Origin of the sequence: Maridesulfovibrio zosterae DSM 11974, assembly GCF_000425265.1 — a bacterium.
GTDB lineage: Bacteria > Desulfobacterota > Desulfovibrionia > Desulfovibrionales > Desulfovibrionaceae > Maridesulfovibrio > Maridesulfovibrio zosterae.
The window spans coordinates 796,682-821,724 of record NZ_KE384342.1; the positions used below are offsets into that span (position 1 = coordinate 796,682).

Genomic DNA, 25,043 nt, shown 5'->3' on the forward strand with positions numbered 1-25,043 from the left:
TAAATGATTACTTTTCACGACCAAGGTATTCACCGGAACGGGTATCAACCTTGATTTTATCATTTTCATTAATAAAAAGAGGTACATTAATACTAAGACCTGTTTCAAGAGTAGCAGGTTTAGTCGCATTACTTACACGGTCACCCTGTATACCAGGATCAGTCTGAGTAACAAGGAGGATAACAGATGCAGGCAATTCAATGCCTATAACATTGCCATTATAAAGCAGAGCCTTATTGGTTTCACCTTCTTTAAGGTAGCCGCCGGCAGCACCTATAACATCAGCAGGAACATTCATCTGTTCATAAGATTCAAGATCCATTAAAACGTAGTCTGTACCATCTTTATAAAGGAACTGCATTTCGTTCGTAGCCATGTCAGGCTTATGAACTTTTTCACCGGAACGGAAGGTCTGGTCAGTTACACGACCGGTAAACATATTTTTCAGCTTGGTACGGACAAAGGCACCGCCCTTACCCGGTTTGAAATGCTGGAATTCAACGATTTCAAATGGTTTACCATCAATTTCTACTTTAAGTCCGTTTCTAAAATCTTTTGTTGATATCATAATTCCTCCAATAAAAATATTTTTTACAGGGCCGATAATGGCCGCTAAGGGCCAAAGCCCTGCTGTCGTCAATTTATGTTGTGACAGCGATAATTATCCTGATTCAAATGATTGTTTACATTAAAATAAACAGGCATTCCACCCGTAAACTAATTGCATATCCAGCTAAACCGAAATTTAGTCACCTGTCACATGCGAAAACAATGCTTGAACGGCCAAGGCATAGCTCATAATTCCAAATCCGGCAATTACTCCAATGCACTGTTTTCCCATAAAACTTTTCTGACGAACCGGATCCTGCGTCCGCGCCCATATATTACTGATATGAACTTCAACACAAGGAACTTCAATCCATGCCAGACAATCAGCTAAAGCTAAACTGGTGTGAGTATAGGCTCCGGCGTTAAAAGCGACTCCGTCAATTTTATCCAGACGGGCTTTTTCAAGTCGATCAATTAAGGCTCCTTCAGAATTTGATTGAAAAAATTCAAGCTTAATTTCATCAGCACAACTACCCATAATTTTTTTTAGATGAACAGGAATATCTTCAATTTTATCAGATCCATAAATCTCAGGCTGACGTTTTCCAACATATCCGAGATTAGGTCCGTTAAGAATAAGAAAGGTTTTCATTTTTATTTGCCTCATTTTTTCAGGTTGACCGAAATATGTTATTAAAAGAGTATCTAACTTGACTAGCCTGCAGAAATAAGTGAACAGTCTGCGCTGCACATAACACAAATAATCAAGGGCAATTCCTTATGAATAATACACTTACGTTAATTAATACAATCTATGAGATCAATCAGCTGGAGCAGTTTGCCGCACCGCAAATCATTTTGGCCGGACGCTCCAACGTTGGTAAATCATCGCTGATAAACTGTCTTGCAAATAGAAAAAAACTTGCAAAAATAAGTGCTACTCCCGGTAAAACCAGGAGTCTGAATTTTTTCGAGGTAGATCCGCACGGCTATTACATTGTTGACCTGCCCGGTTACGGGTATGCCCGCTGCTCTAAAGCTGAACGAGCCAAATGGGGCAAACTCATAGACCAATATATGGCCGGTAACTCTTATATTGCCGCAGCCGCAGTTCTTCTGGACAGCCGTCTTACCCCGCAAAAAAATGATATTGAAATGATTTCATATTTTAAACATTGCAATATTCCAATTCTGCCTATCATGACTAAGTCTGACAAGACAAAGCAAAAAGAGCGGTCAAAAATTCAAAATCAGTGGGAAGATATATTAAAAGTCAAACCGCTGTGTGTCTCAAGTAAAAGCGGCATGAACCGCACTAAACTTTGGAAATTGCTTGATACAACCGCCATGCCGGAACTGATTGATTTCTATACCGCTGAGCAGGAAAAGCAAAAACAAGAATAAGAATAAAATAGATTAAAACATTTTCAATAAGGTCAATTCCACGCGTTCAGCAGGAATTGACCTTTTTTATTCAGTTCAAATTTCTTGCCTTCAACATTGTGTAATATTTGCCGAATGATTCAGGAATTAAAACCCACCCTATCCGGACTAAGGCCAGAGTGTTGATCACTATATTTCCAAACCATGCCGCAATAACAGGCGGCAGAAGACCTGAATCTCCGGCTGATGCACCAACCATAAACAGAGCATAGTATGCAAATGTAAGAGCCAGTCCTAAACCTATATTAAGATAGATATTCTCTGAAAAAGTCACCAGCGCAAGAGAGACTAAGGCCATAGATAACAGAGAAAAAGCATAGGCCCATTTTGAATGCCATGCAGTAACCAGCCGATCAACATTTGAACCTGATTTATCCAATTGTTTAATAACCTTATCAAGTTGCCACATAGGTAGCTGGGCAGGATCAATCCCGGGGTCAACGACTTTGAAAACCTCTAAATCAAGGTTGATCGGCATAGTGAAAATAGGATGTTTTCGCGACGCAAACCGGTTTGGGCTAAGCTCTACCGCATTTTCCAATTTCCAACCATACTTGCTGCTCACCTCTGCACTGTCAGAAGTAATAACTCTTTCTATTCCACTGTTATCATCCGCAAATTCATAAACAGTTATACCTTTGGCCTTGTTGGCAAAAGGCATTACCTCTTTTGCTTCAACAACAAAATTACCTTCTTTAAGCCAGATATTGTGCAGAACTCTTTTGTCCAGCTGGCTTTTTCGCACATCTTCTTTCCAAATACGAAAAGCTTCCTGCTCTCCATAAACTCCGATAACCTGTGAAAAAAGAAGTTGGCCTAAAGACCAGATAATTGCGTAAATCACGAAAAATCTCAAAAACCAGGCAAGTGAAAGACCTCCGGTTCTAAGAGCCAGCATTTCTTTGCTGCGTGCCATTACGCAAAGCTGAATGATCATGGATATCAAAAAGACTGCGGGCAGAATCTGTGAAAATATCAACGGCATTTTCACTATAAAATAACGCAGAATAGTACCGAAACCGAGTCCAGCCTCAATAAAATCATCAAGACGGTCAAACAGATCGGAAAGCAAATAGATACCGGTTCCAACACCGAGTGTAACACACATCAGAAACAGATTCTGTTTCAGCACATATCCTGAAAGATGCCCGGGAAGAAGTCTTTTGATCATGCTTCCTTCCTCCTGAATCTTTTAAGAAAAGACAGTCTGAAACTAAATGAATGCTCCATGACAGCCATCTTCAACAACACTATTGAAATAATGGCAAAAGTAACGTTAGGCGCCCAAAGTCCTATTACAGGTGTCAGCACCCCACTTTCCCCGAAGGTTACGCCGAGAGAAAGCATCGTATAATACACAAGAAACAGCCCCATCGAAATAAGCAGGCCGTACTGTTGTTTCAACCCCCTGAAAAGACAGGCAATCGGCATGGCAAACATGCCAAGTACCAGACATGCAACAGGTAATGCCAATCTTTTTTGAACCTCAACCTGAGCTTTTCGGAGAAAAGTCTTATCTATATCCCCGGCTCTGTCTCCTGCCCGACTGATACGGACAAGCTTCTCCCACGACATTTCTTTTGGACGTAACTCGGCTACGTCATAACCTTTCAAAATATTTGCCAAAGGTATTCTTACATCGTAATTTTTAAATTTAAGTACACTTAATTGTTCATTTTCCTGCTGATAAATTCGTCCATTTTCAAGATGGATAAGCAGACGTCCACGGGCAGGATCAGTAAGAATCTCTCCCAGTGGGGCAACAATTGTGGCTCTCATTCCTTTGCGAGTGCTGTCCCTGACAAAAACTGAACTCATAGTCCCCTTTTCGTCATCAACAGTTTCAGCATAAAAAACTAATCCGGGAAAATCTTTGTTAAATACTCCGGGTTTAAGAGCAAGCTGGCTTTGTGTACGGGCAAACTCCATTAATGAATTACGGAAATTTTCAGTTCCCCACGACAAACCATAAAGAGAAAAGAAAATATCAGCACCGGTACAAAGCAAACAGAAAATTATCGGCGCAGGAAGCAGCTTATAAAGACTGAGTCCGCCTGATTTGAGCGCAGTAATTTCGTTATCAGCATTCATCCGCAAAAAAACCAGAAAAATGGACAACATTGTTGCAATAGGAGTGAGAATAAGCAGAAAAAAAGGACACAAATACGCGAAAAGCTTGGCCATATCTAAAATGCCAATGCTTTGCCCCATAAAAAGATCTCTGAACTGCAAAAGGCGCCCTATAAGGATAAGGCCCATAAACCCGGAAATACTCAAGGTAAAAATGGAGATAAGTTCTTTAAAAATATTACGATGAAGAAGCTTCAATTTGATTCCCGCAAAATATGCAGACAATAAAGTTTAGCAAGCGAGTACTCTCGCCCCCGAAAAATGTCAGGCAGCGTGCTTGCATTCAGTACGAACAATATAAGAGTAAAAGTATACTCTAATCGCACTCCAGTTCCAGATCAGAATTTTCAGCAAAAAAACGCTCCATAAATTCCATATCCTTAGGAGACATGTTGTACCGCATGGCAGCTTCTTCCAGCAATGAAGATAAGGACTTATCAGTCTCTTCACGTTGCTCGCAAATCCACTTGACTGCTTTTCGGGTAAGTTCGCAGGGAGTAACTACAGTAGTCATATATATTTTTCCTTTTGAAAACATAGTTTAGTATTTTTTAGCAATACACCAGCTTGCCGCCCCTTGCAACTTTATGCAGGGTGGAATACCCATTCGTAAATAAATCTGAAATTGAAATCGGCTTTATTTCTAAACTGAATTTTAAAGGAACTTAAATGACATCGATATTTACAGCCGCAATTCTAGGCATTGTCGAAGGGTTAACAGAATTTTTACCTGTCTCAAGCACCGGCCATCTCATTATCACAGGCAATCTGCTGGGTTTTACCGGTGAGAAAGCCGCGACTTTCGAAGTGGCAATACAGCTCGGAGCAATCTTAGCTGTGGTAGTTCTGTACTGGCCCCGCTTCTGGGGACTGATTGTTCCAAGTCAAGGACAGCGTTTTTCAGGCATCAGAGGTTTATACCTATTGTTTCTTACAAGTTTACCCGCTTCTGTCCTAGGACTTTTAACGCACCATTATATTAAAGAATATTTATTTAATCCTTACACGGTAGCATGGGCATTGGGTGTCGGGGCCATCATGATTTTAATTGTAGAAAAAAAGGACCTGCGCCCTTCCTGTTTTACGCTGGATGAAGTTACTCCCAAACTTGCTTTGGGAATAGGTTTATTCCAATGCCTTGCTCTATGGCCTGGATTTTCACGGTCGGCAGCCACAATTATGGGTGGTATGCTGCTTGGTGCAAAACGTAAAGTAGCAGCTGAATATTCATTTATTGCGGCTGTCCCAATAATGTTTGCGGCAACTGGTTACGATATGCTTAAAAGCTATCAGCTCTTCAGTTCAGCGGATATACCTTTTCTTGCTGTTGGATTTGCAGTATCATTTTTATCTGCATGGGCAGCTGTAAAATGTTTTATATATCTGCTTGGCAAATTAACCCTGAAACCATTTGCATATTATCGTCTAGTACTTTCACCGCTTATCATTTTCTTTTGGAGCTAGAGTACACGAAAGACTTAGCACGCTGTAAAATAAGCTTTTTTTCAAAAAAATTAAAAAAAAGTTCATTTTTTACTTGCAAATGAAACACAGAACGTATACTTACTCTCCTCGTTGGACAGGAAGTCCACGACAAAAGTGGCGAGGTAGCTCAGTTGGTTAGAGCATGCGGCTCATATCCGCAGTGTCGGGGGTTCAATTCCCTTCCTCGCTACCACGATTATTACAAGGCTCTGCTTAAGCAGGGCCTTTTTCTTTTTAAATATCATTTTACATATATAATTATTATACTGTAATTTATATCATTTTTTTACTTGCCAAGAGTGGCAAGAACGTATACTTACTCTCCTCGTTGGACAGGAAGTCCACGACAAAAGTGGCGAGGTAGCTCAGTTGGTTAGAGCATGCGGCTCATATCCGCAGTGTCGGGGGTTCAATTCCCTTCCTCGCTACCACGATTATTACAAGGCTCTGCTTAGGCAGGGCCTTTTTTTTATAAATTTTCAAATATTACTTGCCACCACTTAACTTATTTGACCTAAACGATGTTTGCAAACACAGCTCTTTTTGATAATAATAGATAGAAATTATAAAAATACTGTAATCTTAAAATATGAAATATAACTTTAACCCCCATAATTTGATATGTACAAAAGCACACTACTCTTATTGATGGCTATAAGCCTTATCCTTGTATGTCCAGCCTGTGCAAAAAAACCCGAACTTTATCCCAATGAACACTACAAAAAAGTAGGAAAGGTAAAGGCTTCTGAAGACATAGAATATTGCCTTAAACTGGCTGATGATAGCGTAGGGAAAGAATCAAGAGGTAAAAATGCAGCTAAAAGCGGAGCCAAAGGAGGACTTATTGGTGGTGCTGTAGGTCTTGGAGTAGGCCTTATCACAGGAAGTCCCGGTTCATCTGCTCTTGCTGGACTTGCCGGAGGTGCTGCCGGAGGAGCTGCAAGTGGCGCAGTAAAAGACAACACTGATTCCGTTTACATGAATTTTGTCAATCGCTGCTTGAGAGAAAAAGGTTATGAACCAATCGGCTGGCGCTAATGTGCGGCAGCCTTTTAAGTTATACCGTTAACCCCAAGCACGATGCTTGCGCTCAGCTATTTATTGCATTTTAAATCAGCCAGTTATTTCACTCCCCGCAGCCTCTCTCCACAAAGGATATAATATCATTTATTTTATCATTTTGCCGTTTTATTCTTAAATATGAATCCATGTGAAAACTTACAGTACCCTGCTACTTGCTGCTGCATTGGATGAATATGGTTAGATATAAGAAATTTACATATAAAATTTTGTACAATTATTGTAGCTCGTATATTAAGTAAATTAAGTTGTGACCGATCTTTAAATAGTATCTGAAACTACAACAAATGGCTGAATTATGCGCAAATTGATCTTCTTCTTTATTACAATGCTACTTACCCCTTCTCTGGCTCAGGCATGGCCTGGAAAAATTATTGCCGTCGATAGCGCAACGAGATTTGTTGTTTTAAAAGATGGTCAAACTCCGGTTAAAGTTCAACTTGCGGGAGTAAAGCAGGCCGCATCTATTGACACAGCAAAAGCCCGTCTCGATGCAAGTAATATTGCACTAATGAAAGACGTTGAAATAAATGCAATCAGAAAAACTGAAAATGAGGAAACTCTCGGCGATATCACTATTAATGGAAATTCTCTTACAAAAGAACTTCTTGATGAAGGAATAGTTCAAAGCATTGCCCAGACGACTCCTCCGACAGTTTCTCCAGTTGGAACAGCTCAAGCTTCATCTGAAATTGATCAAGTGCAAAAATCACAATCTATACCCTCTTCTACTCCAGATAAAGTAAAAGAAACGGCAACATCAAATGACATAATTTCAGAACTTTCAACTACGAATAAAGTGAGACCTGCGACTGCTCCAACACAAGTAACGAAAAGACAGCCACCAATACAGAACCAGCCTGTTGTCCAGCAAGTTCAAACAAGGCAACCCGTGCAGGGCTTAGGATTATGGCCAGCCAGCCCTGTCCCTGTTTATGCCACATCCCAAATGGGCCAGCCAGTAACAGAGACTTACGGACAATCCTCATCACTACTCACGCCAAACGGCGAAACAACTGATATGACTGCAGGCACGTCGACTATGAAGGCTCCGGGAGACATAGCAAAACAAGACTATGAACTGGCTGTAAAAGTACAAAAAAACACCAGAAGAACCAAAAACAAAGGCTTTTTGATCCCCAAAAAAAAATCTGAAACTTTTATAGGTGGATCGATAGGAGCTCAGCTTACGGCAAAACAAAAAAATACAGTGCCTTACTCGACTTTTGGAGCGACTGAAGGAGCGTCGGTTCGTCATTTCTTTCCTTCCGGAATTGGTATCGGCAGTGATTTCATGATCAGCAGTGTTTCTGGAAAATCAGGAACTTCTGTTGCAGCTACAAATTCTACTAATGCAACGACTTATGATTACAAAAACAAATCCTTTACCACCTATACATTTACAGGCTCTCTACTGTATAGATTTTATGCTGACCGACATTTCGTACCTTACGTAGCGCTACATGGCGGCTACTCCCTTTTCTCCTACCCAAATACAGATTTCAATATATCGGATGGCGCGCCTGTTGCCGGTGGTGGTGCCGGACTTCTTTATAAGTTTGATTCCGGTTTTACTCTTGGAACCGACCTTCGATATCTCAAAACACTCGGAACAAAATCCGGTGATCCTGACGGTTTTTTTAATACAACTATCAATCTAGGCTATACGTTCGACTGACAGGTCTTTCAGATCTTACCTCATAACCCGACTTACAGCTAGCACACCAGTATCTGCAATATGCATAACTGGTTATATTCTCACATCTAATGAATTTGAGTGTTGACTAAATCATGTCCTGTTTGTATTACCTTTTTAAAACAAGTGTCATTCGATGCTAACTTATTATTTTTTAATAGCAGACGAAGGTAATACAAATGCGCATATCTCTGATTCGAAAACTGACTGTATCCGCGTTTATTTTTACACTTTTACTTATTAGTTCTACAGCTTATGCCCATAGAGTAAGTGTATTCGCATACGTCGAAGGCGATACGGTATACACCGAAAGCTATTTCAGTAAGAAGAAACTTGTCCATCAGGGAAAAATAGAAGTTTTTAACACAAAAGGTGGAAAACTAGTCCTCTCAGGAATAACTGACGATGATGGAAAATACGACTTCACAATACCTGCTGCTATTAAAGCAGATAAAAGCGGAATGAAAATTGTCCTGCATGCCTCTGAAGGTCACCGCGGGGAATGGACACTTCAGGCTGATGAAATATTCCCTGAAGATCAAGTAGAATTGGAAACAATCCCATCCAGCCAGACTCCCCCCGCAGTCAGCACCAATACTGCAATTTCAGCAGAAAGTTCAGTTGAGCTCTCAACACAAATCAAAAAACTGAATGATAAAATTGATACCCTCAAAAGATTAATCATCAGCCAGCAGGAAAATGGCCCCGGGGCCAATGAAATATTTTCCGGGATAGGCTATATCCTCGGACTTTTTGGTGTTGCTGCTTTTTTTATGTCCAGAAAAAGATAGCTTAACTTAAACTTTTTTAATTGGAGTGAATTCATGCGGAAATTGCGTATTGTTTTATTATCAGCCATAATGCTTCTAGCATTCAGCAGTCTTGCTTTTGCACACTTTGGAATGCTTATCCCAAATGATTCAATCATCTTACCTGCAAAGAAATTTACACAGTTTCAACTATCATTCTCACATCCATTTGAATTGGCCGGAATGAATTTAGTTAAACCTAAAAAATTCAGTGTATTTTATGATGGCAAAGAATCTAACCTGCTCCCTTCTTTAAAAAAAGCTCAGGTAATGGGGCATGAATCTTTTACCGCAGAATACAAGTTCAAACGTCCGGGTATGTACACATTTTTCATGGAACCGACTCCTTACCCGGAACCAGCAGAAGATAACTATATCATTCACTACACTAAAACTATTGTCTCAGCTTTTAATGAAGGCGAAGACTGGAATACTCCTCTTGGCGTAAAAACTGAGATTGTACCACTGACACGTCCATGGGGTAACTATGCTGGAAATGTTTTTCAGGGCGTAGTTATGCTTGACGGAAAACCTGCTCCTTTCTCCAGAGTTGAAGTTGAACTTTATAACAAAGATTCTAAATTCAAAGCTCCATACGAATGCATGGTAACTCAGGAAGTTATGTGTGATCAAAATGGAGTATTCACCTTTGCATGTCCTAAGGCTGGCTGGTGGGGATTTGCAGCTCTGAACACTGCTGACTATAAGATCAAAGGTAAAGAGGTCGAACTTGGTGCTGTATTATGGATAGAAATGCTGCCATACGAGACTAAGTAACATTCTGATTATAACCACACTTGATTCAATTCTAGGCCGGGATATTTTTCCCGGCCTTTACTTTTTGGGTTAATACAATTATAAAAATAACATAATTTCTAAATCAAAGATATCGGTCAGTTACTTTTTTACAGAGCATAAAATGGAGTATAATCTGGAGTATGAATGCATAACCCTCAGGTTTTGATTGTTGACGATAGTAAGACAATCCGCTCTGTTATATGTTCACAGTTAAAAAAACATTCAATTGATGTCACTGAAGCATGTAATGGAGTGCAAGGATTAAAGTACACCCGAGAGAACCATTATGATTTGGTTATTACTGACGTAACCATGCCCGGAATTGACGGGTACCAACTCTGTACTGAAATAAAAAACAATCCCCTCACGCAATCCACTCCAGTCATTATACTTTCCTGCAACGATAAAAACGAGCATATTGAAAAAGGCTTTGAAGTCGGAGCTGCAGCATATATTGTTAAAAACAAGGCTCAGAAAGACCTTCTCCCATACATTAAAGAAATTTTATCACGATCCAAAATTCTGCGTGACAGATTAATACTTGTTGTTGACGACTCAAAATATATCAAAAAAGTTGTTGAATCAGGTCTCTCTGCTGCCGGATTTAAGGTTGTAACCGCTTCGGATGGAATTGAAGGCTATAAACTTGCTCAAGAATTGGTCCCGGATCTCATACTGTCAGATATCAATATGCCCAGACGTGATGGAGTTCAATTATGTGAAAAGGTTCAGCACGACTCAGAACTTTCGCATATACCATTTGTTATAATGAGTTCTGGCGGTGACCGCAGAACAATGCGTGAGCTGCTTCATAAAGGTGCTGCAGCTTTTCTGGTCAAGCCCTTTAATATCGATCAGCTCGTGATTACCGCTGAGAAACTGCTTAGCGACCATTTCCAAATAATTCTGCACCAACGTGAACTTTTCAAAAAAGAACGGACCCTGCTGATGGGAAGCATAACAAGCCTCATTCAGGCTCTGGAAGCACGGGATTCATATACACGCGGTCACTCTGATACGGTTTCCAATATCTCCGTTCAAATTGCAAAAGAACTGTCATTGCCTGAAAATGATGTAGAAAGAATTGAGTTTGCCGCAAGGCTCCATGATTTGGGTAAAATAGGTATCCGTGATGATATCCTGTTGAAAAACGGCCCCTTAACAGACCCTGAATTCGATACTATCAAACAGCATCCAGTGCTGGGAGCAGAAATATTACGCCCGATTCCAAGTATGGAAGACATTATTCCAGCGGTACTGCATCACCACGAAAAGATGAATGGGAAAGGTTACCCCCACGGACTTAGAGGTCAAGAAATTCCACTATGGGCCAGAATTATAACAATTGCCGATGTATATGATGCATTAACAGCTAATCGTCCCTATAAGAAAGCTTTTACACATGAAGCTACTATGGAATTCATTAACTCGAAATCTCCTTCAGAACTATGTCCGGAATGTGCAAAGGCTTTTCAGGCAATTATGAAAAGCCATAAACCAAGACTAATGAACTGATCTATTCAGGCTGTAGCTTATCAAGCCCCGAAATCTCCCAAGCCCTGACCTTATCGACCTCTATTCCGCTTTTCAAAATACGATCCTGATTTTCTTCGGTTACATCTCCACTTTCAACAACACCCATCTGAAAAAGACGTTGCTGATTGGTATCATAGATATAAGCTGAATCTTCGTATTCATAAAATTTAAAAGGATTATGCATAGTTCCTCCACTTATTTAACTTGTTGAATGCACAATATTTATCACTTTGTTAAATGACAAGAAAGAGAGAATACTATAATATTTAAAAATAGTTATTCCTTAATCACAAGAGGTACAAAATTAAAATGAAATCATCTGCTCACTTAATAACTCATACAATAATTATTGCACTGACGCTTTTGATGGCATCAGTTTCATTTGCCGAGTCCACCACATATAAATGTAAGGATCAGACGGGCTGTATAGAAAACAGGGTAAATTTCGGCACAGCTCAGGTCAGATGTCTGGATGTTGACGGAGACACGATATCAAACTGGGTCTGTGAATATGAAATGAAATATTCGTGCGAAAACATGCTGACCGGAGAAGTAAGGTCAGGCGGATTCGATCCTCTTTCTGAATCACTGTGCAGCAAATTATGTGATTCATGCAAAGGAGGCTGGACTAAAATCAACTTAAAACCTTTAGATCACTTGCCAACTGATCCACAATGATATAATCACATTTCTCTTGCCAAGCGGGATGCATTTCTTTTTTTGCCACCCCCTTGCATGATCCTGCTTACGTACATACATTATTAGTAGGAATAGTTCTTTGAAATGGGGGCGCACTGGTTTCGACGGGGATGAATGAAGCCAAGATCGCAGGTCGTGGCGCCGCTGGCCACGTAAAAAGCGGCACAATCATAATTGCAAACGACAATTACGATTACGCACTGGCAGCTTAATTAAGCTCGCCATGTCATAGCTTTGATGTCTGATATCAGCTTTGACAACAAAACCCATCAGGCTGGCTAGTTTCCGGTTGCACGTCCCGGAAGCGGCGAGAACTCAGCACGCGCTGGTCCGTATGTTGCCTGTTCAAGGGCGTTCATACAGACGAGAATCAATACTTGAACTAAACCTGTAGACATCTTGGTGGAGCATTCTCGGACGGGGGTTCGACTCCCCCCGCCTCCACCATAAGCCCCATTTCATACCGTCCCATATCGTTTTTAAGCGTTCACTAAACCCTTGTTATTCAATAGAATAGCAAGGGTTTTTCGTTTTTTCTGCGTTCGTTATAGTTCGGTTAACCCCGTTGACATCTATGGTTTGATATGGGTAGACAATCGAGTATATCGCAAATACTCATCCAATCTACCCGCAAAAAGGAGGAACCCGCATGGCTCTTACCGTAAAGCAGATTCAAGCCGCAAAACCCAAAAAGAAATTGTACCGCCTTGGGGATTCAAACGGGCTGTGTCTTGAAGTCACCCCCTCGGGCACAAAGTTATGGAGATACCGATATCGTTTTAACGGCAAAGAAAAAATGATGGCCATAGGCTCATTCCCTGCGACTAGCCTCAAAGAAGCACGAGATAAGCGAGATGAACAACGTAAAATTCTAGAACGTGGTATAAACCCCTCCGAATACAAAAAAGATCAACGGGCCGCAGTAAGTGGGGAAAATGAATTTGAATCAATTGCCCGCGAATGGCACACAAAATTCAAAAACACTTGGACCGCAGGACACGCCCAAACAATTATCAAACGTCTTGAACTGAACTGTTTCCCTTGGATCGGGAAAATGGTTGTCAGTGAAATTGAACCGCCGGATATCTTAAAAGTTCTCAGAAGAATTGAAAGCCGGGGTGCGCTTGAAACAGCCCACCGTGTGCGCAGCATTCTCGGACAAGTTTTACGCTATGCCGTAGCCACCGGCCGCGCCACCCGTGACGCTACTTCAGATCTTAAAGGTGCTCTTCCGCCAGTAAAGCACAAACACATGGCGACAATAACCGATCCCAAAGAGATCGGCCCACTGCTCAACAATATTGACGAATACCAAGGTAGCACGATGACTAAATGCGCCTTACAACTAGCACCTTTAGTTTTTGTCCGCCCTGGAGAACTCCGACACGGAGAGTGGGATGAAATTGATCTTGATACGGCTGAATGGAGAATCCCAGCAGGAAAAATGAAAGCCCGTCGTCCTCACATTGTGCCACTTTCCCGCCAAGCTCTGGAAGTGCTCTTCGAATTGAAACCGCTTACAGGTGACGGGAAATACTTATTCCCAAGCATTCGCAGCAAACTATACCCCATGAGTGAAAACACCGTTAATGGTGCCCTTCGCCGCCTTGGCTACACCAAAGAAGAACTCACAGGACACGGTTTCCGCTCCATGGCTTCAACCAACCTTAATGAAAACGGGTGGAAGCCAGACGTGATTGAAAGACAGCTTGCTCACGTTGAAGGCAACAGCGTGCGTGCAGCATACAACCATGCCGATTATCTACCGGAACGGCGCAAGATGATGCAATGGTGGGCTGATTATTTAGATGCCTTAAAGAATGGAGAGGAGATACCAAATGCCAATGACTAACGACCTAAAAGGGCAAAACAAATCGGACATGTTACAAGCTATTAGCGGTCAGCTGAGTTCTTTCATTACAGTACTTATTCTTTATTCAATTTTAATATTAATGATCGTTTTCGGAAGCAGCTATTCCTCTAATACTGAATTTGCTTTTTATGCAGCACTACTACTATTCAGTCTAATAATAAGCTGTATTTACATATATAGAAATAGCAAAAAAATAATTCATCTAGAAAAAAAGAATAAACTTTACGAAAAAGCACAGGAAGCAGCTCAAAAAAGGCTTGAGACTAGAAAAACACAATCTGCGTCTAGTGAATGTAATACCTTGAGTGACAGCGATGAAGTCACAAAACTAAAAAAGAAAATAGATAACTTAGAACATAAAATAAAATCATGGGAAGCTACTCCTATGAGCTGGAAAGGTTCATTTATAAGCCACACAATTTTGATCAACAAAATCATAACCAACGCAATTAAATTTAAAATTCCACTCGAAGACCAAAGACTCTCACAAGATCAATTTAGAAAAGAAATGATTAATGGATACGATGAGAAAAAATACGGCCCACTTGTTGCTGATTCCATCACGCAGTCTTGGAAACATTTCCCAGGTGATTTAAAATATTCACCAGGCAAAAAGCCTCCTAAAAAGGGTAAAATATAAAGATCAGATTTGATTGAGGCATGCATTTAAAATTTATTTTTACTTTTTAATTACTTATATATCAATATATTAAGTTAAAAATAGGTCTAATTAGACCTATTTTACCTTTTTAACCCATGTGACCAAACAACAAGTCCCGCATAGGCTTTCCTCAAACGTCAAAAAACGGAGGAAAGTTTATGACAACCGAATCAAACAAGACTTCATACCACCTGCCTAATACGGGCTTTGTGAGACTTGTAGATGTCCTGAAGGTCATCCCGGTATCTAAAACAACTTGGTGGAAAGGTATTCAGACCGGCAGATTCCCGAAGCCGGTCAAACTGACTGAACGCACAACAGCATGGCGTGTTTGTGATATTCGCAGACTGATTGATGAACTCCCAAATCAGAGCGAAGCCTAACATGTCTAATATGGCGTCCATGGCTTTTGAGGGGAGTAACCTGCTCCCCTCGCCAACCTCTTTCCCTCTAGGAGTTCTTCCGGCCAGTGTTGAAGACTCTCTATCTGTAGCAGCTTCAGCTTTTACGGTTCCCTTTGCTGTTCCTGCCGTAACCTTTCTTGCTGTGATCGGTGCAGCAGTCGGAAGAACCAGAGGCCTTGAAGTTAAACCAAGCTGGATCACACACCCGAATCTCTATTGGGGACTGGTGGCGCGGTCGGGCATGGGTAAAAGTCCGTGCTCAAATGCCATATTAAAACCAATTCATGAGCAAGAGAATGCTGCATTTAAAGAGCATAAGCGAGAGTTAGAGGCATACGAGCTGGAATTAAGGGAATGGCAAAGCTCTTTTGCTCGCGCTCAGCGAAAGAACGACACTCTTCCAGACAAGCCCATCTACCCTACTTGGGAGCAAATTTACGTTGAGGACAGTACCACGCAAGCCGTTGGTTCAATTCTGTCCAATAATCCCCGTGGCATTCTCTGGTACCGTGATGAACTTTCCGGCCTGCTGGCCGATCTGGGACGTTACGACAACAAAGGCAGTGACGGAGGAGACAAAGCCCGTCTGCTTTCTGCATACGATTGTGGCGCATGGAAAGTCTCCCGCAGCACTAAGGACGCCCTTCATATACCGCACGCCTGCGTTTCTATCTTTGGAACAGTCCAGCCAGATCTACTTCCGTCACTCTTCAAGCACAAAGATACTGTTTCCGGCTTTCTGCCCCGCTTCCTTTTCATTCGTTGTGAGCAAGAAGCTCCGCCTTTATGGACATCCGAAAGTTTTGATGGAGAACCAGCTGACCATATCCATGGATTTATTCATCAGGCACTGGACTTGAATTTTGGCCCGGAAAACTCCCCTGAAATAATCAAGCTCTCCGATGCATCCAAACACAAAGTCAAAGACTGGTACGACAATCAGGTTCTGTCTCACTGGTATCAACCGGAACTTGAGCAGTTCGAGTCTCTTGCACCCAAATTACGCGGTGCATTCTTCAAAATCTGCCTGATTATTCACATGTTGGACTGCTGGAGCACTGGCAAATCTGAGATGAGCCCTGTTCATTATGAATCAATTCAGCGAACCATTGTTTTAATGGAATGGCTTCAGGAACAGCAAAGACAAGTCTGGACCTTACTTTCTGCCGGAAACAAATTTCAGGAAGCTTCAGCCATTGAACGAAGAGTTGCGCAAGCAATTGTTGCACTTTCCAAAGAGCTAAATCAGGCTATGCTTCCCACCTCACGTATTGTTGAATTCCTTAATCATGAATTGCCAGAATCATTTCACATCAAACCGGATGCAGTTGGCAAAACATACAAAAAATTAGGCATCGAAACGGGACGTAGCAGCAAGGAACGCGGCGCTAAACTGACCCCGGAAATCATCGAAACGCTTTCAAGATACTTCCCAGTAGAAAAAGGTGTCATAGGCGTCACAGATGTCACTGGGGCTAATAAAAGTTCAGAATTTCAAGGTGATAACCAAGTGACATCTAAGGTGACACCTATTTTTCAGGTGTCATCAGGTGTCACTACTAAAAATGGTTATGAAAACAAGGACCTACAACAGGAATGACGGCTATGACACCTATGACACGTATTTTAAGGTTAATAACTCATATTGATAAAAGTGCTCTCATATTTCTCCATGGAGTTAAACCTGCGACCCAATTTCGCGCCAGCACGATAGACCAAGATTCGTACATAGTAATGTGCTGTAGCTGTCCAAGCCAGTTTACCCAATGTTGCACATTTGGAACTGGCGAGGGAGAAAACTCTCCCTTCGATCCCTCTTGTATTTCAGAGCCGTGCAAGCACTCCACTCTCTGCGAGGTTTGGACACCATGAAGAATAATGAAGAGAAACGCACCGAGTTCGTGAACACACGTGTCACTCCCTCGGAAAAGAAAATACTTAAGCTTCAGGCTGAAGCCGAAGACATGAGCCTAGGCGATTATGTGCGCGAAAAACTCAATCGCCCAAGAGTCAGGAAGACGAAAGCAGAAAGACAAAAAGTCATCCACTTGGCCCGCATCGGCAACAACATGAACCAAATAGCTCGCTGGGCAAATACTTATAAGAAAAATGCTGAAGCTGCACAGGTGGTTCTAGCTCTCCTCGAAATCAAGGAGCAGCTCAAATGCTTATGAAAGTATTCCGTCATGGAGTTGGACGCGGGTCAAAAGTCATTGGATATGTGACAGGTAAAAAGGACTCCAAAAGAAAAGAGAATCCACCTGAAGTATTGCGTGGAGATCCTGACTCAGTCTCAGACCTCATCGATACCACTACCCGCAAATGGCGATACACATCCGGTGTTCTTTCATGGGCACCTGAAGACAAAGTTACCCCCGAAGACGAAGTAAAACTCATGGACAGCTTTGAATCATACGCTTTTGCAGGGCTTGAAGCGGATCAATATTCAATCCTTTGGGTTCGCCACAGCCATGCTGGCCATCATGAGATGCATTTTGTGATTCCGCGCACGGAACTACGAACAGATAAAGCTCTCAATCCCTGCCCGCCAGGATGGGAGAAACAATATAACCCGTGGTGTGAACTTCACAACCGTCGTCACAACTGGGCACGCCCTGATGAAATGAAACGCGCAAGGTTGGTCAGTCCGGGCAGCTCGATACAGAGCTATAAATCCGGCAATGCCTCAGAGGTAAGGCGGACCGTAACTGAAGCGATTGTTCAAGGAGTGGAAGCCGGTCTTATTCATAACCGGCAAGACATCGTCAGAACTCTTGAAGAATTCGGTTTTGGTGTACCGCGCCAAGGCAAGGAATACATAACTATTGAACTACCAGAAAACGACAACAGCACTGTTTCCCAGAAACGGAAAAACCGCCGCATCAGGCTAAAAGGAGTACTTTATGCAAGATCATGGACAGCCGAGCAGTTCAAACAACGCGCTGAGCTTAGCCGAGAATATGAAGGAGCAGATGGAACAACAAGCGCAAAGCTCCAAGCAGATAATTCAAGAAGGATTGCAGAGCTTGAGAAAAGCGTTTCTAAAATCCGCCAAACACGAGCTGAGTACCATCGAAAGCGCTATAAAAACAGAGACCGCAGAACTCTCGAAAATTCAACAAACCTTAATCCGCGACATGCACCGATCCTTGAAAATCCCAGTCGCAGTATCATTAGTGGTGACATTCGTGTGTTGTCTGGTCCTAGTGGGCGGGACTCTATTCTGGATAGATCTTCAGGGAACAACCCTAGCAGAGCTTTCCGAGAAGATAGATCACCAGAGGACAATAGAGAAAAAGCTCGTGAGCTGGGGAGTAACGCCCCTTCTGGACAACAACCGCAGATTCATAGTTCTACCAGCCGGGACAAGCCTGAAGCAGAATTGGCAATCAGGAAACCGTCCCGCCATTTTACTCAAGGATTAAGCCATGAACGAATTACAGAAGAGCTTATTGGACGCGCTGAGCCGAATCGAAGAGGAACAAGCACGCCGTCTGGGCGAACAAGATCAAAAGATAGCCGAGCTGGAAAAGGAAATACAAGGTTGCCGGGACTTGCAGAGCGAATTGGAGCAAGTTTTGAACGAATTGGAAAAATTAGCTCAGCTTTAGTCCAGAAAATTATGAACCCCAGAAGCCGCAAAAAGACTTTAAAAGCTGGAATTAATAAACTATTGAGCAGGTAAAGGAGTCAGCAAATGAATCATTACGAAGGGAATATAGAAGATGCGCTCAGCAAACACGACATTGAAGCCGTATGGGAATGGCTTGAGCATGGCGGCAATCCGCGCCATATCACTGAATACGGAGATTCACTGCTCCATATCGCAGCGTTAAACGATAACACCGATGCCACAAAGCTACTGCTTGATGTCGGTGTAGATCCCAATAACCGTAACGCCGAAGATCTCACCCCCATATGCTACGCGAGCAAGGCTGAAACAATCATCATGCTACATGAATATGGTGCATCGTTAACCGTAGAAGATGGCAATTACGGCCCTCCGCTACACCGTGCGGCCTGCGGTCTGTCCGTGGAAGCAGTAACGACTATGGTCGCTCTTGGTGCTGATATTTATGCCGAACCTTCAGAAGGAGGATTACCGGCAATATACAACAGCTTTCTTTCGGATAACTGCAAAGCAATGTTGCTGGCGTTCATCTCAATGGGCTTCAGTGTTGACGGCATAGAAGGACATCCCTTGCTTCACTATGCTTACGGCAGTGACAGACTTGAAGCGGTCAAGTTACTTCTAAAGCTTGGCGCAGACCCTACCCTCAAAGACGAGAACGGTAGAGACTTTGAAGCCTTTAAGGAAATGGTAAAGGAGCGGCGAAAGGCAGCTAACAGTCAGTCCGTCGAGGCGGAACAAAAAGTTAATCCTTTACTTGAGAAATTGGAAAAGCAATTGAAGATAAATGAGCAGCTTAAACAGGAATAAAAGAATCTATGCAGACGAAACAAATATGTATTTCCAAAGAGATAGCAGATAGATTGGAGGATCTTGCCAGATACACCAATCGCAGTCAGGAAGAACTCATAAACTCTGCAATTGAAAGCTACATTGAAAATGAATTTGCAGAAATTTCCCTCATCCACGAAAGCCTTGCCCAAGCTAATAACGGCGAATTCGCTACAGACTCAGAAGTACAGGACGCTTTCAGCAAATGTGGGATAACGTCAAAATTAACTGAATTTTAATACAGTTTTATTTCAATTTGATCTCCGTTCAAAAAAAGCTACAATCAAGCATCGTTAACGCATAAACACACGGCTCACATTATGTCCCAGAATAAACAAGATATACCTTCAAGCTACATACTTCCTGATTCCGCAGAGCTCACCACCAGCCTTGCCGAAAATGACAGGTTGCAAAAGATTATTGATAAAAAACGCCCGTTGGAAGGTGACCTTTGGGACGTGATCCAGTTTAAGCTGAAAGTAGACTGGACTTACAACTCAAACGCTATTGAAGGCAGCACCTTGAGCCCAAGCGAAACGCTGTTCTTTCTGCGCGAAGGCCTTACCGTGAAGGGCAAACCGCTCAAGGATTTTCTGGACGCCAGAAACCACTCTGAGGCTGTTGATTTACTTCAGGACACCATAAAGGATGAAAGGCCTCTTTCTGTTGGATTTATGAAAGAAATAAACGCCTTGATTCTCAATGGAGTCAGTTACACAGCAGCTCAGACACCCGACGGGCAGAGCACCAAAAAAAAAGCTCATGCCGGGGAATATAAAAAGCATCCGAACCATGTGTTAACACCAAGCGGCGAAATCCATACCTACGTTGAACCGGAGCAGGTTGCCGCTGAAATGGATTATCTTTTTGAGTGGATTGGTGAGCAGGAACAAAAGCAGACACATCCGCTGATTACGGCCGCTATAGCGCACTACAATTTCGTGCGCATCCATCCTTTCGATGATGGGAACGGTCGCGGGGCAAGGCTTCTGATGAACCTAATCCTTATGAAAAACGGGTATCTCCCTGCCGTCATTAACAATGAGAACCGTCAGGATTACATTGAATGCCTGCATCAGGCAGATAAGGGTGAGATGGAGCTTTTCTGCGTATTTGTTTCTCATTCCTTACGGGAAACTCAGGAATCGGTTGTGAATATTTTGGAAGGTAATGGGAAATAAGCTCTATTAACCCCACAGCTAAATATTGGATATGCCACACTTTAGAAGGAAATTGTACATAGGGTCGTAAAACTCAGGAAGCCTGGTTTCATCTTCAGTGCTACCCTCAGGAATGAAAATGACCATTCCTTGCCGTGCTCTGGTCAACAAAACCCTATGCGCATTAAGAAGATATCGCCTACGTATTTCATCGTTTACATTTTGCCACTTGGTTCCACGAAAGTTTTTAAATTCCCAAGCGCCGTTTTTGATTCTTAAACTCGAATCCCAAGCGACACAGGTCCAATCTAACTCAAGACCTTGTATATCAAATTCTGTGGCTGCATCTTCCAAAAAAGCGGCCGAGCGAACATCATTTTTATTATTTAAAAACCATGTCTTAGGATCGATTTGCGATTTAACATGAATGCCGTAAGGCTTTAATCTATATGCTCCTGAGTAAGCAGTTATTCCTAGTCCTTCACTGCCACGAGCTTTTGATTTAAGCCAATTTTTGGCAACCTCAAGATCACGAGTCACTTTAAGTGGATAAACTTCTCTTAATTCTTTATTCAACTCCACAGCAGTCTTCAGATCTAGATCTAATATAGCCTTTACAAATCCAGAAAGTCGCTCAGACCTAAAAGATCTAACTGAAACAGATAAGTGTAAATCTTTTTTGATCTTAAGTTGTTCAATTGAAAGTGCTGAATAGATATTGTCTCCATTTGTATATTCAATCTCGGTAAGCTGGTCAGAAGCATATACATCCCAATGTGGGTATGAATCATGTATTGCTGTAAACCACTCAGGTAGCCCCGCCTCACCTGTGTTTATCTCCTGGCCTCCGCCTATCAGGCAAATGATCGTCGCCCAATCTTCATGTCTATCGAGAACGCTTATTAAAAATTCTGGCTCAGACATTGAGAAATCACGCATATTTCGTTTTTTAGACATGAAAGAACTCGCCTGCTCTTTAGTCCATGCTCTTTGAGCTTCATCAAAAACAGCCACTCGTTCGATTGGAGCTAAATCACTCTGCAAATTATCATCTCGAAAGTGGTGTATATTTTGGATGAATGCTTTAGCTTTTCGACGGGCTTTATCCTTGGTTATCTTTACGCCTGAACATGATGCGACTTCATTTCTTGCAAGAGCTTCCTGCAAAACATCAACTAAAGGTCCATTACCGGACAGAAATACGGCATGCTCACCTTCGTCAACATTATGCCGTTCATTTGCAATGTTAAGTCCGGCGAGAGTCTTGCCTGCACCAGGAACACCTGTAATGAAGCAAATAGATTTCCGCTTTTGAAGTTTAGAGTGCTCAATAATGTCTGAAATTGTATTTGAGGTAGAGGCAAGATTAATAGCACCAGAGTCTGATCTAGAAATTTCCGTTACGCTATGCCCTGTATAAAGAGCTTGTGCAGCTTCGATAATTGTAGGAGTAGGCCTATATACCGAATCTAACCATGCTTCAGAGTCTATTTGACCTATACATTCAACTTTTTTTGATATTTTAGATAAATATTCAGCAATGTTGTTCTTATTCGCCATAATAGGCTGATAAATAGCATCTGGATATTCTTTGAGAATAAACTGTTCTCGAGGTGCTTCTGTTGAAACAACGACCGGAACAATCACGCAATTATGGCTTTGCTCGTGAAAATTTTTCAAATCAACTGAATAGTCTAGTACCTGCTCTATTGCCGACTTCGTATACTTCTTATCGCCAACCTTGAATTCCAGCGCAAAAACGATCCCCTTATAGATAATGACTACATCTATACGTTTTCCCATCCTGGGAATTGCATATTCAAAAGCAATAGAAGCCCCAGAAAAATCTTTTAGCTCACGTTGAAGTATCTCTATCTGAGCTATCCAGGCATTTTTTTGTAAATCTTCTAATGAAAATGTATGGTTCTGAGTTAAATCACCAAGAATTGAAGACGGGGAATCAACAAGGAATTTATCAACTGGCGCAGAATAATAGGCTCTTTTCACAAAATGCTCCTAAATAATTATTATCGGCATCGAGTTAACTAATAGAGTTATTTTATGCAAGATTACAAACGCAAAAGTACCATCTACCCCTCACTCAACCGATAACTGGTACTCCGCCCGCCTCCGGGGTTCTGCACCAGTATTCCGCGTTCCTTCAGATCCTTGATGTCACGCAGGGCTGTATCTGTGGAGCACTTTGCCAGCTTGGCGTACTTTGAAGAGTTCATGTATCCCTTAAAGCTTTCATCAAGCATACGCTCAAGCACGGACCGCTGGCGGTCATTAATCGGCGACTGCTGGGAGATACGTTCCCACAGTTTGGCTTTATGGAGCACATGACTCAGCGTGGATTCGGCATTGATCAGTGCTTCTTTGAGGCAATCCAGAAACCACTCCAGCCATTTGGTGATTTCCGGTGTGCCGCGCTGCTGCCGTTCCAGATGGGAATAGTAATCCTTGCGCTTCATCTCAATCTGCGTGGACATGCTGTAATACCGCTCCGCCGCGCCATCAGCGCGAGCCAAAGCCATATCCGCTATGGTTCGCGCAATACGTCCGTTCCCATCTTCAAAGGGGTGAATGGTTACAAACCACAGGTGAGCTATTCCGGCACGGAGAACCGGATCAGTATCATCTTCGCTCTCGAACCATTCCAGAAATCGAGCCATCTCATCTTCAAGGCGACCAGCATTCGGTGCTTCAAAATGGACTTTCTCACGTCCCATTGGCCCGGAGATAACCTGCATGGCTCCAACTTCCGCAGGTCGCCAATCTGCAACGGTAATCCGTTTAATGCCACTGCGTCCGGTCGGGAAGAGTGCTGCGTGCCAGTCACAGAGCCGATCTTTGGTCAAAGGCTGCGCATATCGCTGTGTGGCATCGAGCATCATTTCAACTATGCCGTCCACATCACGCCCTGCCGGTTTCAGCCCGGCTATATCGATCCCCAGACGCTGGGCAATAGAGGAACGTACCTCCTCTGGATTGAGGAGTTCCCCTTCTATGGCTGATGAATGAACTATGTCATTAGTGAGAGTCTTCAGGCCCGCCTCATTTCTCAAATCAAAGCCCAGATTTCCAATCTTACCGAGCAGTACGCCCTGTCGATGGCGGACGTCTGCCAGCTTGGAAATGAGCTTTTCAGCGTTCCATGAGAAGTTCGGCCAGCCTTGGTGTTCGTGTAGGCGCATTGCTTTTGGCCTTGTTTGCGGTAAATGCTGGTGTTATTCGCCGCAGGTTTTGCGGTGATTGTAAGTTTTATTCAGCGCAAAGACAAGATGGAGTTATGAGCAAGTCGTAAATCTTGCAATTTATCCTGCTGTAGTAACAGTACCTCACTCAACCGATAACCGTTACTCCGCCTGTAATTATCGCAATTAGAAATGCGCATGCTGGTTGAATTCGCGGACCGGATTGATTTGGAAGGTATGTATGTAGTATTTCACCTTGCAGTCCTTGCGTATTCATGCAAGGTCATTTTTTGCGACGCATTAAATCGTAATGGCAAGACGACAAGGTTAATTAAGATTACTATATTAAAACTTACAGGAGTACGTACATGACAAAAGCATCTGCACGCCATCTTTTGGTTAGTGATGAACAGACCTGCCTGGACCTGAAAAAACAAATTCAGGACGGCGCAGACTTTAGTGAACTGGCAAAAAAACACTCCAGCTGTCCTTCCGGTCAGCGCGGTGGCGAACTCGGTGAGTTCCGCCCCGGCCAGATGGTCCCGGAATTTGATACCGTTGTGTTCAATGAAGCCGTTGGCGAAGTTCATGGTCCCGTAAAAACACAGTTCGGTTACCACCTGCTGATCACCGATAGCCGCGAAGACTAAACAACTCTTCACCGTATAATAAATAAAGCCCCGACTTAGTCGGGGCTTTATTTATTTTTTGAGTTACACACTCTCTTCAGCAAAAATATCCTCTATCAACTCACAGGACATCCCGGTCCCAGCAGCATCTACAGGATCAGGGTCGCTTTGATGGCGTTCCTGTCTTCAACCTCCGCAGGCCGCCACTCTGCAACGGTAACCGCGCTAGATGCCAAGCTTCACGCCGAATCAGAATTCGAGAAATATCGCATTGTTCAGGATAGGATTTTTGTTTCTGATTTTGATCGGTTGGTGGGTGATGTTGATAAATCATGATGTTCGTTTTCCCGTATTGCTTTTGCGGTGAATGATGTGGTTATTCGGCACACTCCATGCGGTAAATAAGAGCTTCTTTAAGGTAAAAGGACCACG

27 protein-coding genes, 2 tRNA genes and 1 other RNA gene are annotated in these 25,043 nt (G+C 42.6%); 22 read left to right on the top strand and 8 right to left on the bottom strand.

Annotation, left to right across the window (positions count from 1 at the left end):
• Positions 1–7: 7 nt before the first annotated feature.
• Both efp and H589_RS0115265 read right to left on the bottom strand, forming a co-directional pair.
• On the bottom strand, positions 8–568 hold the full coding sequence (efp, locus tag H589_RS0115260; protein ID WP_027722833.1) for an elongation factor P: 561 nt from the start codon (positions 566–568) through the stop codon (positions 8–10).
• Positions 569–745: 177 nt separating this feature from the next.
• The gene (locus H589_RS0115265; protein ID WP_211225346.1) at positions 746–1,201 is read right to left on the bottom strand and encodes a type II 3-dehydroquinate dehydratase; all 456 of its coding nucleotides are present in this window, start codon (positions 1,199–1,201) and stop codon (positions 746–748) included.
• A 128-nt stretch (positions 1,202–1,329) separates the two neighbouring features.
• Between H589_RS0115265 and yihA the strand changes: the two genes are divergently transcribed.
• Positions 1,330–1,953 (top strand): ribosome biogenesis GTP-binding protein YihA/YsxC, encoded by a 624-nt coding sequence (yihA, locus tag H589_RS0115270; RefSeq protein WP_027722835.1) that lies wholly within the window; start codon positions 1,330–1,332, stop codon positions 1,951–1,953.
• 70 nt (positions 1,954–2,023) lie between these two features.
• Here yihA and H589_RS0115275 read toward each other — a convergent pair whose 3' ends face one another.
• The 3 genes from H589_RS0115275 to H589_RS0115285 all read right to left on the bottom strand — a co-directional run bounded on the left by H589_RS0115275 (position 2,024) and on the right by H589_RS0115285 (position 4,636).
• Positions 2,024–3,163 carry an LptF/LptG family permease gene (locus tag H589_RS0115275; protein WP_027722836.1) on the bottom strand — a complete coding sequence of 380 codons (1,140 nt, stop codon included), beginning with the start codon at positions 3,161–3,163 and terminating at the stop codon, positions 2,024–2,026.
• Positions 3,160–4,320, bottom strand: a complete 1,161-nt coding sequence (lptF, locus tag H589_RS0115280; RefSeq protein WP_027722837.1) for an LPS export ABC transporter permease LptF — start codon at positions 4,318–4,320, stop codon at positions 3,160–3,162. The genes H589_RS0115275 and lptF overlap by 4 nt, the downstream gene beginning before the upstream one ends.
• A 118-nt stretch (positions 4,321–4,438) precedes the next feature.
• The gene (locus H589_RS0115285; protein WP_027722838.1) at positions 4,439–4,636 is read right to left on the bottom strand and encodes a hypothetical protein; all 198 of its coding nucleotides are present in this window, start codon (positions 4,634–4,636) and stop codon (positions 4,439–4,441) included.
• 155 nt (positions 4,637–4,791) lie between these two features.
• On the opposite strand from H589_RS0115285, the gene H589_RS0115290 reads away from it, so the two are divergent.
• From H589_RS0115290 to H589_RS0115325, 8 genes are all read left to right on the top strand, one after another.
• Positions 4,792–5,586 (top strand): undecaprenyl-diphosphate phosphatase, encoded by a 795-nt coding sequence (locus H589_RS0115290; RefSeq protein WP_027722839.1) that lies wholly within the window; start codon positions 4,792–4,794, stop codon positions 5,584–5,586.
• Positions 5,587–5,723: 137 nt separating this feature from the next.
• Positions 5,724–5,800: transfer RNA gene (locus tag H589_RS0115295), tRNA-Met, on the top strand.
• Between the two features lie 161 nt (positions 5,801–5,961).
• Positions 5,962–6,038 (top strand) — tRNA-Met (locus H589_RS0115300).
• 217 nt (positions 6,039–6,255) lie between these two features.
• Positions 6,256–6,645 (top strand): hypothetical protein, encoded by a 390-nt coding sequence (locus H589_RS0115305; RefSeq protein ID WP_245577166.1) that lies wholly within the window; start codon positions 6,256–6,258, stop codon positions 6,643–6,645.
• Positions 6,646–6,985: 340 nt separating this feature from the next.
• Positions 6,986–8,365, top strand: a complete 1,380-nt coding sequence (locus tag H589_RS0115310; protein ID WP_027722841.1) for a hypothetical protein — start codon at positions 6,986–6,988, stop codon at positions 8,363–8,365.
• Between the two features lie 197 nt (positions 8,366–8,562).
• Complete coding sequence (locus H589_RS0115315; protein WP_027722842.1) at positions 8,563–9,174, top strand: hypothetical protein; 612 nt, start codon at positions 8,563–8,565, stop codon at positions 9,172–9,174.
• Positions 9,175–9,207: 33 nt separating this feature from the next.
• Positions 9,208–9,969, top strand: a complete 762-nt coding sequence (locus H589_RS0115320; protein WP_027722843.1) for a DUF4198 domain-containing protein — start codon at positions 9,208–9,210, stop codon at positions 9,967–9,969.
• A gap of 165 nt (positions 9,970–10,134) precedes the next feature.
• The gene (locus tag H589_RS0115325; RefSeq protein WP_027722844.1) at positions 10,135–11,505 is read left to right on the top strand and encodes a response regulator; all 1,371 of its coding nucleotides are present in this window, start codon (positions 10,135–10,137) and stop codon (positions 11,503–11,505) included.
• A 1-nt stretch (position 11,506) separates the two neighbouring features.
• On the opposite strand, the gene H589_RS0115330 is transcribed toward H589_RS0115325, so the two are convergent.
• Positions 11,507–11,710 carry a hypothetical protein gene (locus H589_RS0115330; RefSeq protein ID WP_027722845.1) on the bottom strand — a complete coding sequence of 68 codons (204 nt, stop codon included), beginning with the start codon at positions 11,708–11,710 and terminating at the stop codon, positions 11,507–11,509.
• Positions 11,711–11,835: 125 nt separating this feature from the next.
• Here H589_RS0115330 and H589_RS19890 point away from each other — a divergent pair, with 125 nt between their 5' ends.
• The 11 genes from H589_RS19890 (at position 11,836) to H589_RS19915 (ending at position 20,806) form a co-directional block, all read left to right on the top strand.
• The gene (locus H589_RS19890; protein ID WP_051249764.1) at positions 11,836–12,204 is read left to right on the top strand and encodes a hypothetical protein; all 369 of its coding nucleotides are present in this window, start codon (positions 11,836–11,838) and stop codon (positions 12,202–12,204) included.
• Positions 12,205–12,311: 107 nt separating this feature from the next.
• Positions 12,312–12,672: a transfer-messenger RNA gene (gene ssrA / locus H589_RS20695) on the top strand.
• 202 nt (positions 12,673–12,874) lie between these two features.
• A complete protein-coding gene (locus H589_RS19895; RefSeq protein WP_035076175.1) occupies positions 12,875–14,077 on the top strand; it encodes a tyrosine-type recombinase/integrase in 1,203 nt (400 codons plus the stop codon).
• A complete protein-coding gene (locus tag H589_RS20505; protein WP_027722846.1) occupies positions 14,064–14,738 on the top strand; it encodes a hypothetical protein in 675 nt (224 codons plus the stop codon). Before H589_RS19895 ends, H589_RS20505 begins: the two co-directional genes overlap by 14 nt.
• Before the next feature lie 179 nt (positions 14,739–14,917).
• Positions 14,918–15,142 carry a helix-turn-helix transcriptional regulator gene (locus H589_RS0115350; RefSeq protein WP_035076183.1) on the top strand — a complete coding sequence of 75 codons (225 nt, stop codon included), beginning with the start codon at positions 14,918–14,920 and terminating at the stop codon, positions 15,140–15,142.
• Positions 15,114–16,763 carry a DUF3987 domain-containing protein gene (locus H589_RS0115355; protein WP_084147028.1) on the top strand — a complete coding sequence of 550 codons (1,650 nt, stop codon included), beginning with the start codon at positions 15,114–15,116 and terminating at the stop codon, positions 16,761–16,763. Before H589_RS0115350 ends, H589_RS0115355 begins: the two co-directional genes overlap by 29 nt.
• Before the next feature lie 268 nt (positions 16,764–17,031).
• The gene (locus tag H589_RS19905) at positions 17,032–17,337 is read left to right on the top strand and encodes a plasmid mobilization protein (protein ID WP_051249765.1); all 306 of its coding nucleotides are present in this window, start codon (positions 17,032–17,034) and stop codon (positions 17,335–17,337) included.
• Positions 17,328–18,848: a relaxase/mobilization nuclease domain-containing protein gene (locus H589_RS20510; protein WP_051249766.1), complete on the top strand. Its 1,521-nt coding sequence runs from the start codon at positions 17,328–17,330 to the stop codon at positions 18,846–18,848. Before H589_RS19905 ends, H589_RS20510 begins: the two co-directional genes overlap by 10 nt.
• Positions 18,849–18,860: 12 nt before the next feature.
• Positions 18,861–19,604: an ankyrin repeat domain-containing protein gene (locus H589_RS0115370; protein WP_027722849.1), complete on the top strand. Its 744-nt coding sequence runs from the start codon at positions 18,861–18,863 to the stop codon at positions 19,602–19,604.
• 8 nt (positions 19,605–19,612) lie between these two features.
• Positions 19,613–19,864, top strand: coding sequence for a CopG family ribbon-helix-helix protein (locus tag H589_RS0115375; protein WP_027722850.1), 252 nt, complete (start codon positions 19,613–19,615; stop codon positions 19,862–19,864).
• 81 nt (positions 19,865–19,945) lie between these two features.
• Positions 19,946–20,806 carry a Fic family protein gene (locus tag H589_RS19915; protein WP_051249767.1) on the top strand — a complete coding sequence of 287 codons (861 nt, stop codon included), beginning with the start codon at positions 19,946–19,948 and terminating at the stop codon, positions 20,804–20,806.
• 18 nt (positions 20,807–20,824) lie between these two features.
• Here the strand turns inward: H589_RS19915 and H589_RS0115385 are convergent, their stop codons facing one another.
• Together H589_RS0115385 and H589_RS0115390 are read right to left on the bottom strand one after the other, a co-directional pair.
• Positions 20,825–22,792: a DUF2075 domain-containing protein gene (locus H589_RS0115385; protein ID WP_027722851.1), complete on the bottom strand. Its 1,968-nt coding sequence runs from the start codon at positions 22,790–22,792 to the stop codon at positions 20,825–20,827.
• A gap of 83 nt (positions 22,793–22,875) precedes the next feature.
• On the bottom strand, positions 22,876–23,982 hold the full coding sequence (locus H589_RS0115390; RefSeq protein ID WP_027722852.1) for a Fic family protein: 1,107 nt from the start codon (positions 23,980–23,982) through the stop codon (positions 22,876–22,878).
• A gap of 368 nt (positions 23,983–24,350) precedes the next feature.
• Between H589_RS0115390 and H589_RS0115395 the strand changes: the two genes are divergently transcribed.
• Both H589_RS0115395 and H589_RS20955 read left to right on the top strand, forming a co-directional pair.
• The gene (locus H589_RS0115395) at positions 24,351–24,632 is read left to right on the top strand and encodes a peptidylprolyl isomerase (protein ID WP_027722853.1); all 282 of its coding nucleotides are present in this window, start codon (positions 24,351–24,353) and stop codon (positions 24,630–24,632) included.
• 150 nt (positions 24,633–24,782) lie between these two features.
• Positions 24,783–24,947, top strand: coding sequence for a hypothetical protein (locus tag H589_RS20955; protein ID WP_169433126.1), 165 nt, complete (start codon positions 24,783–24,785; stop codon positions 24,945–24,947).
• The last annotated feature ends 96 nt before the right edge of the window (positions 24,948–25,043 follow it).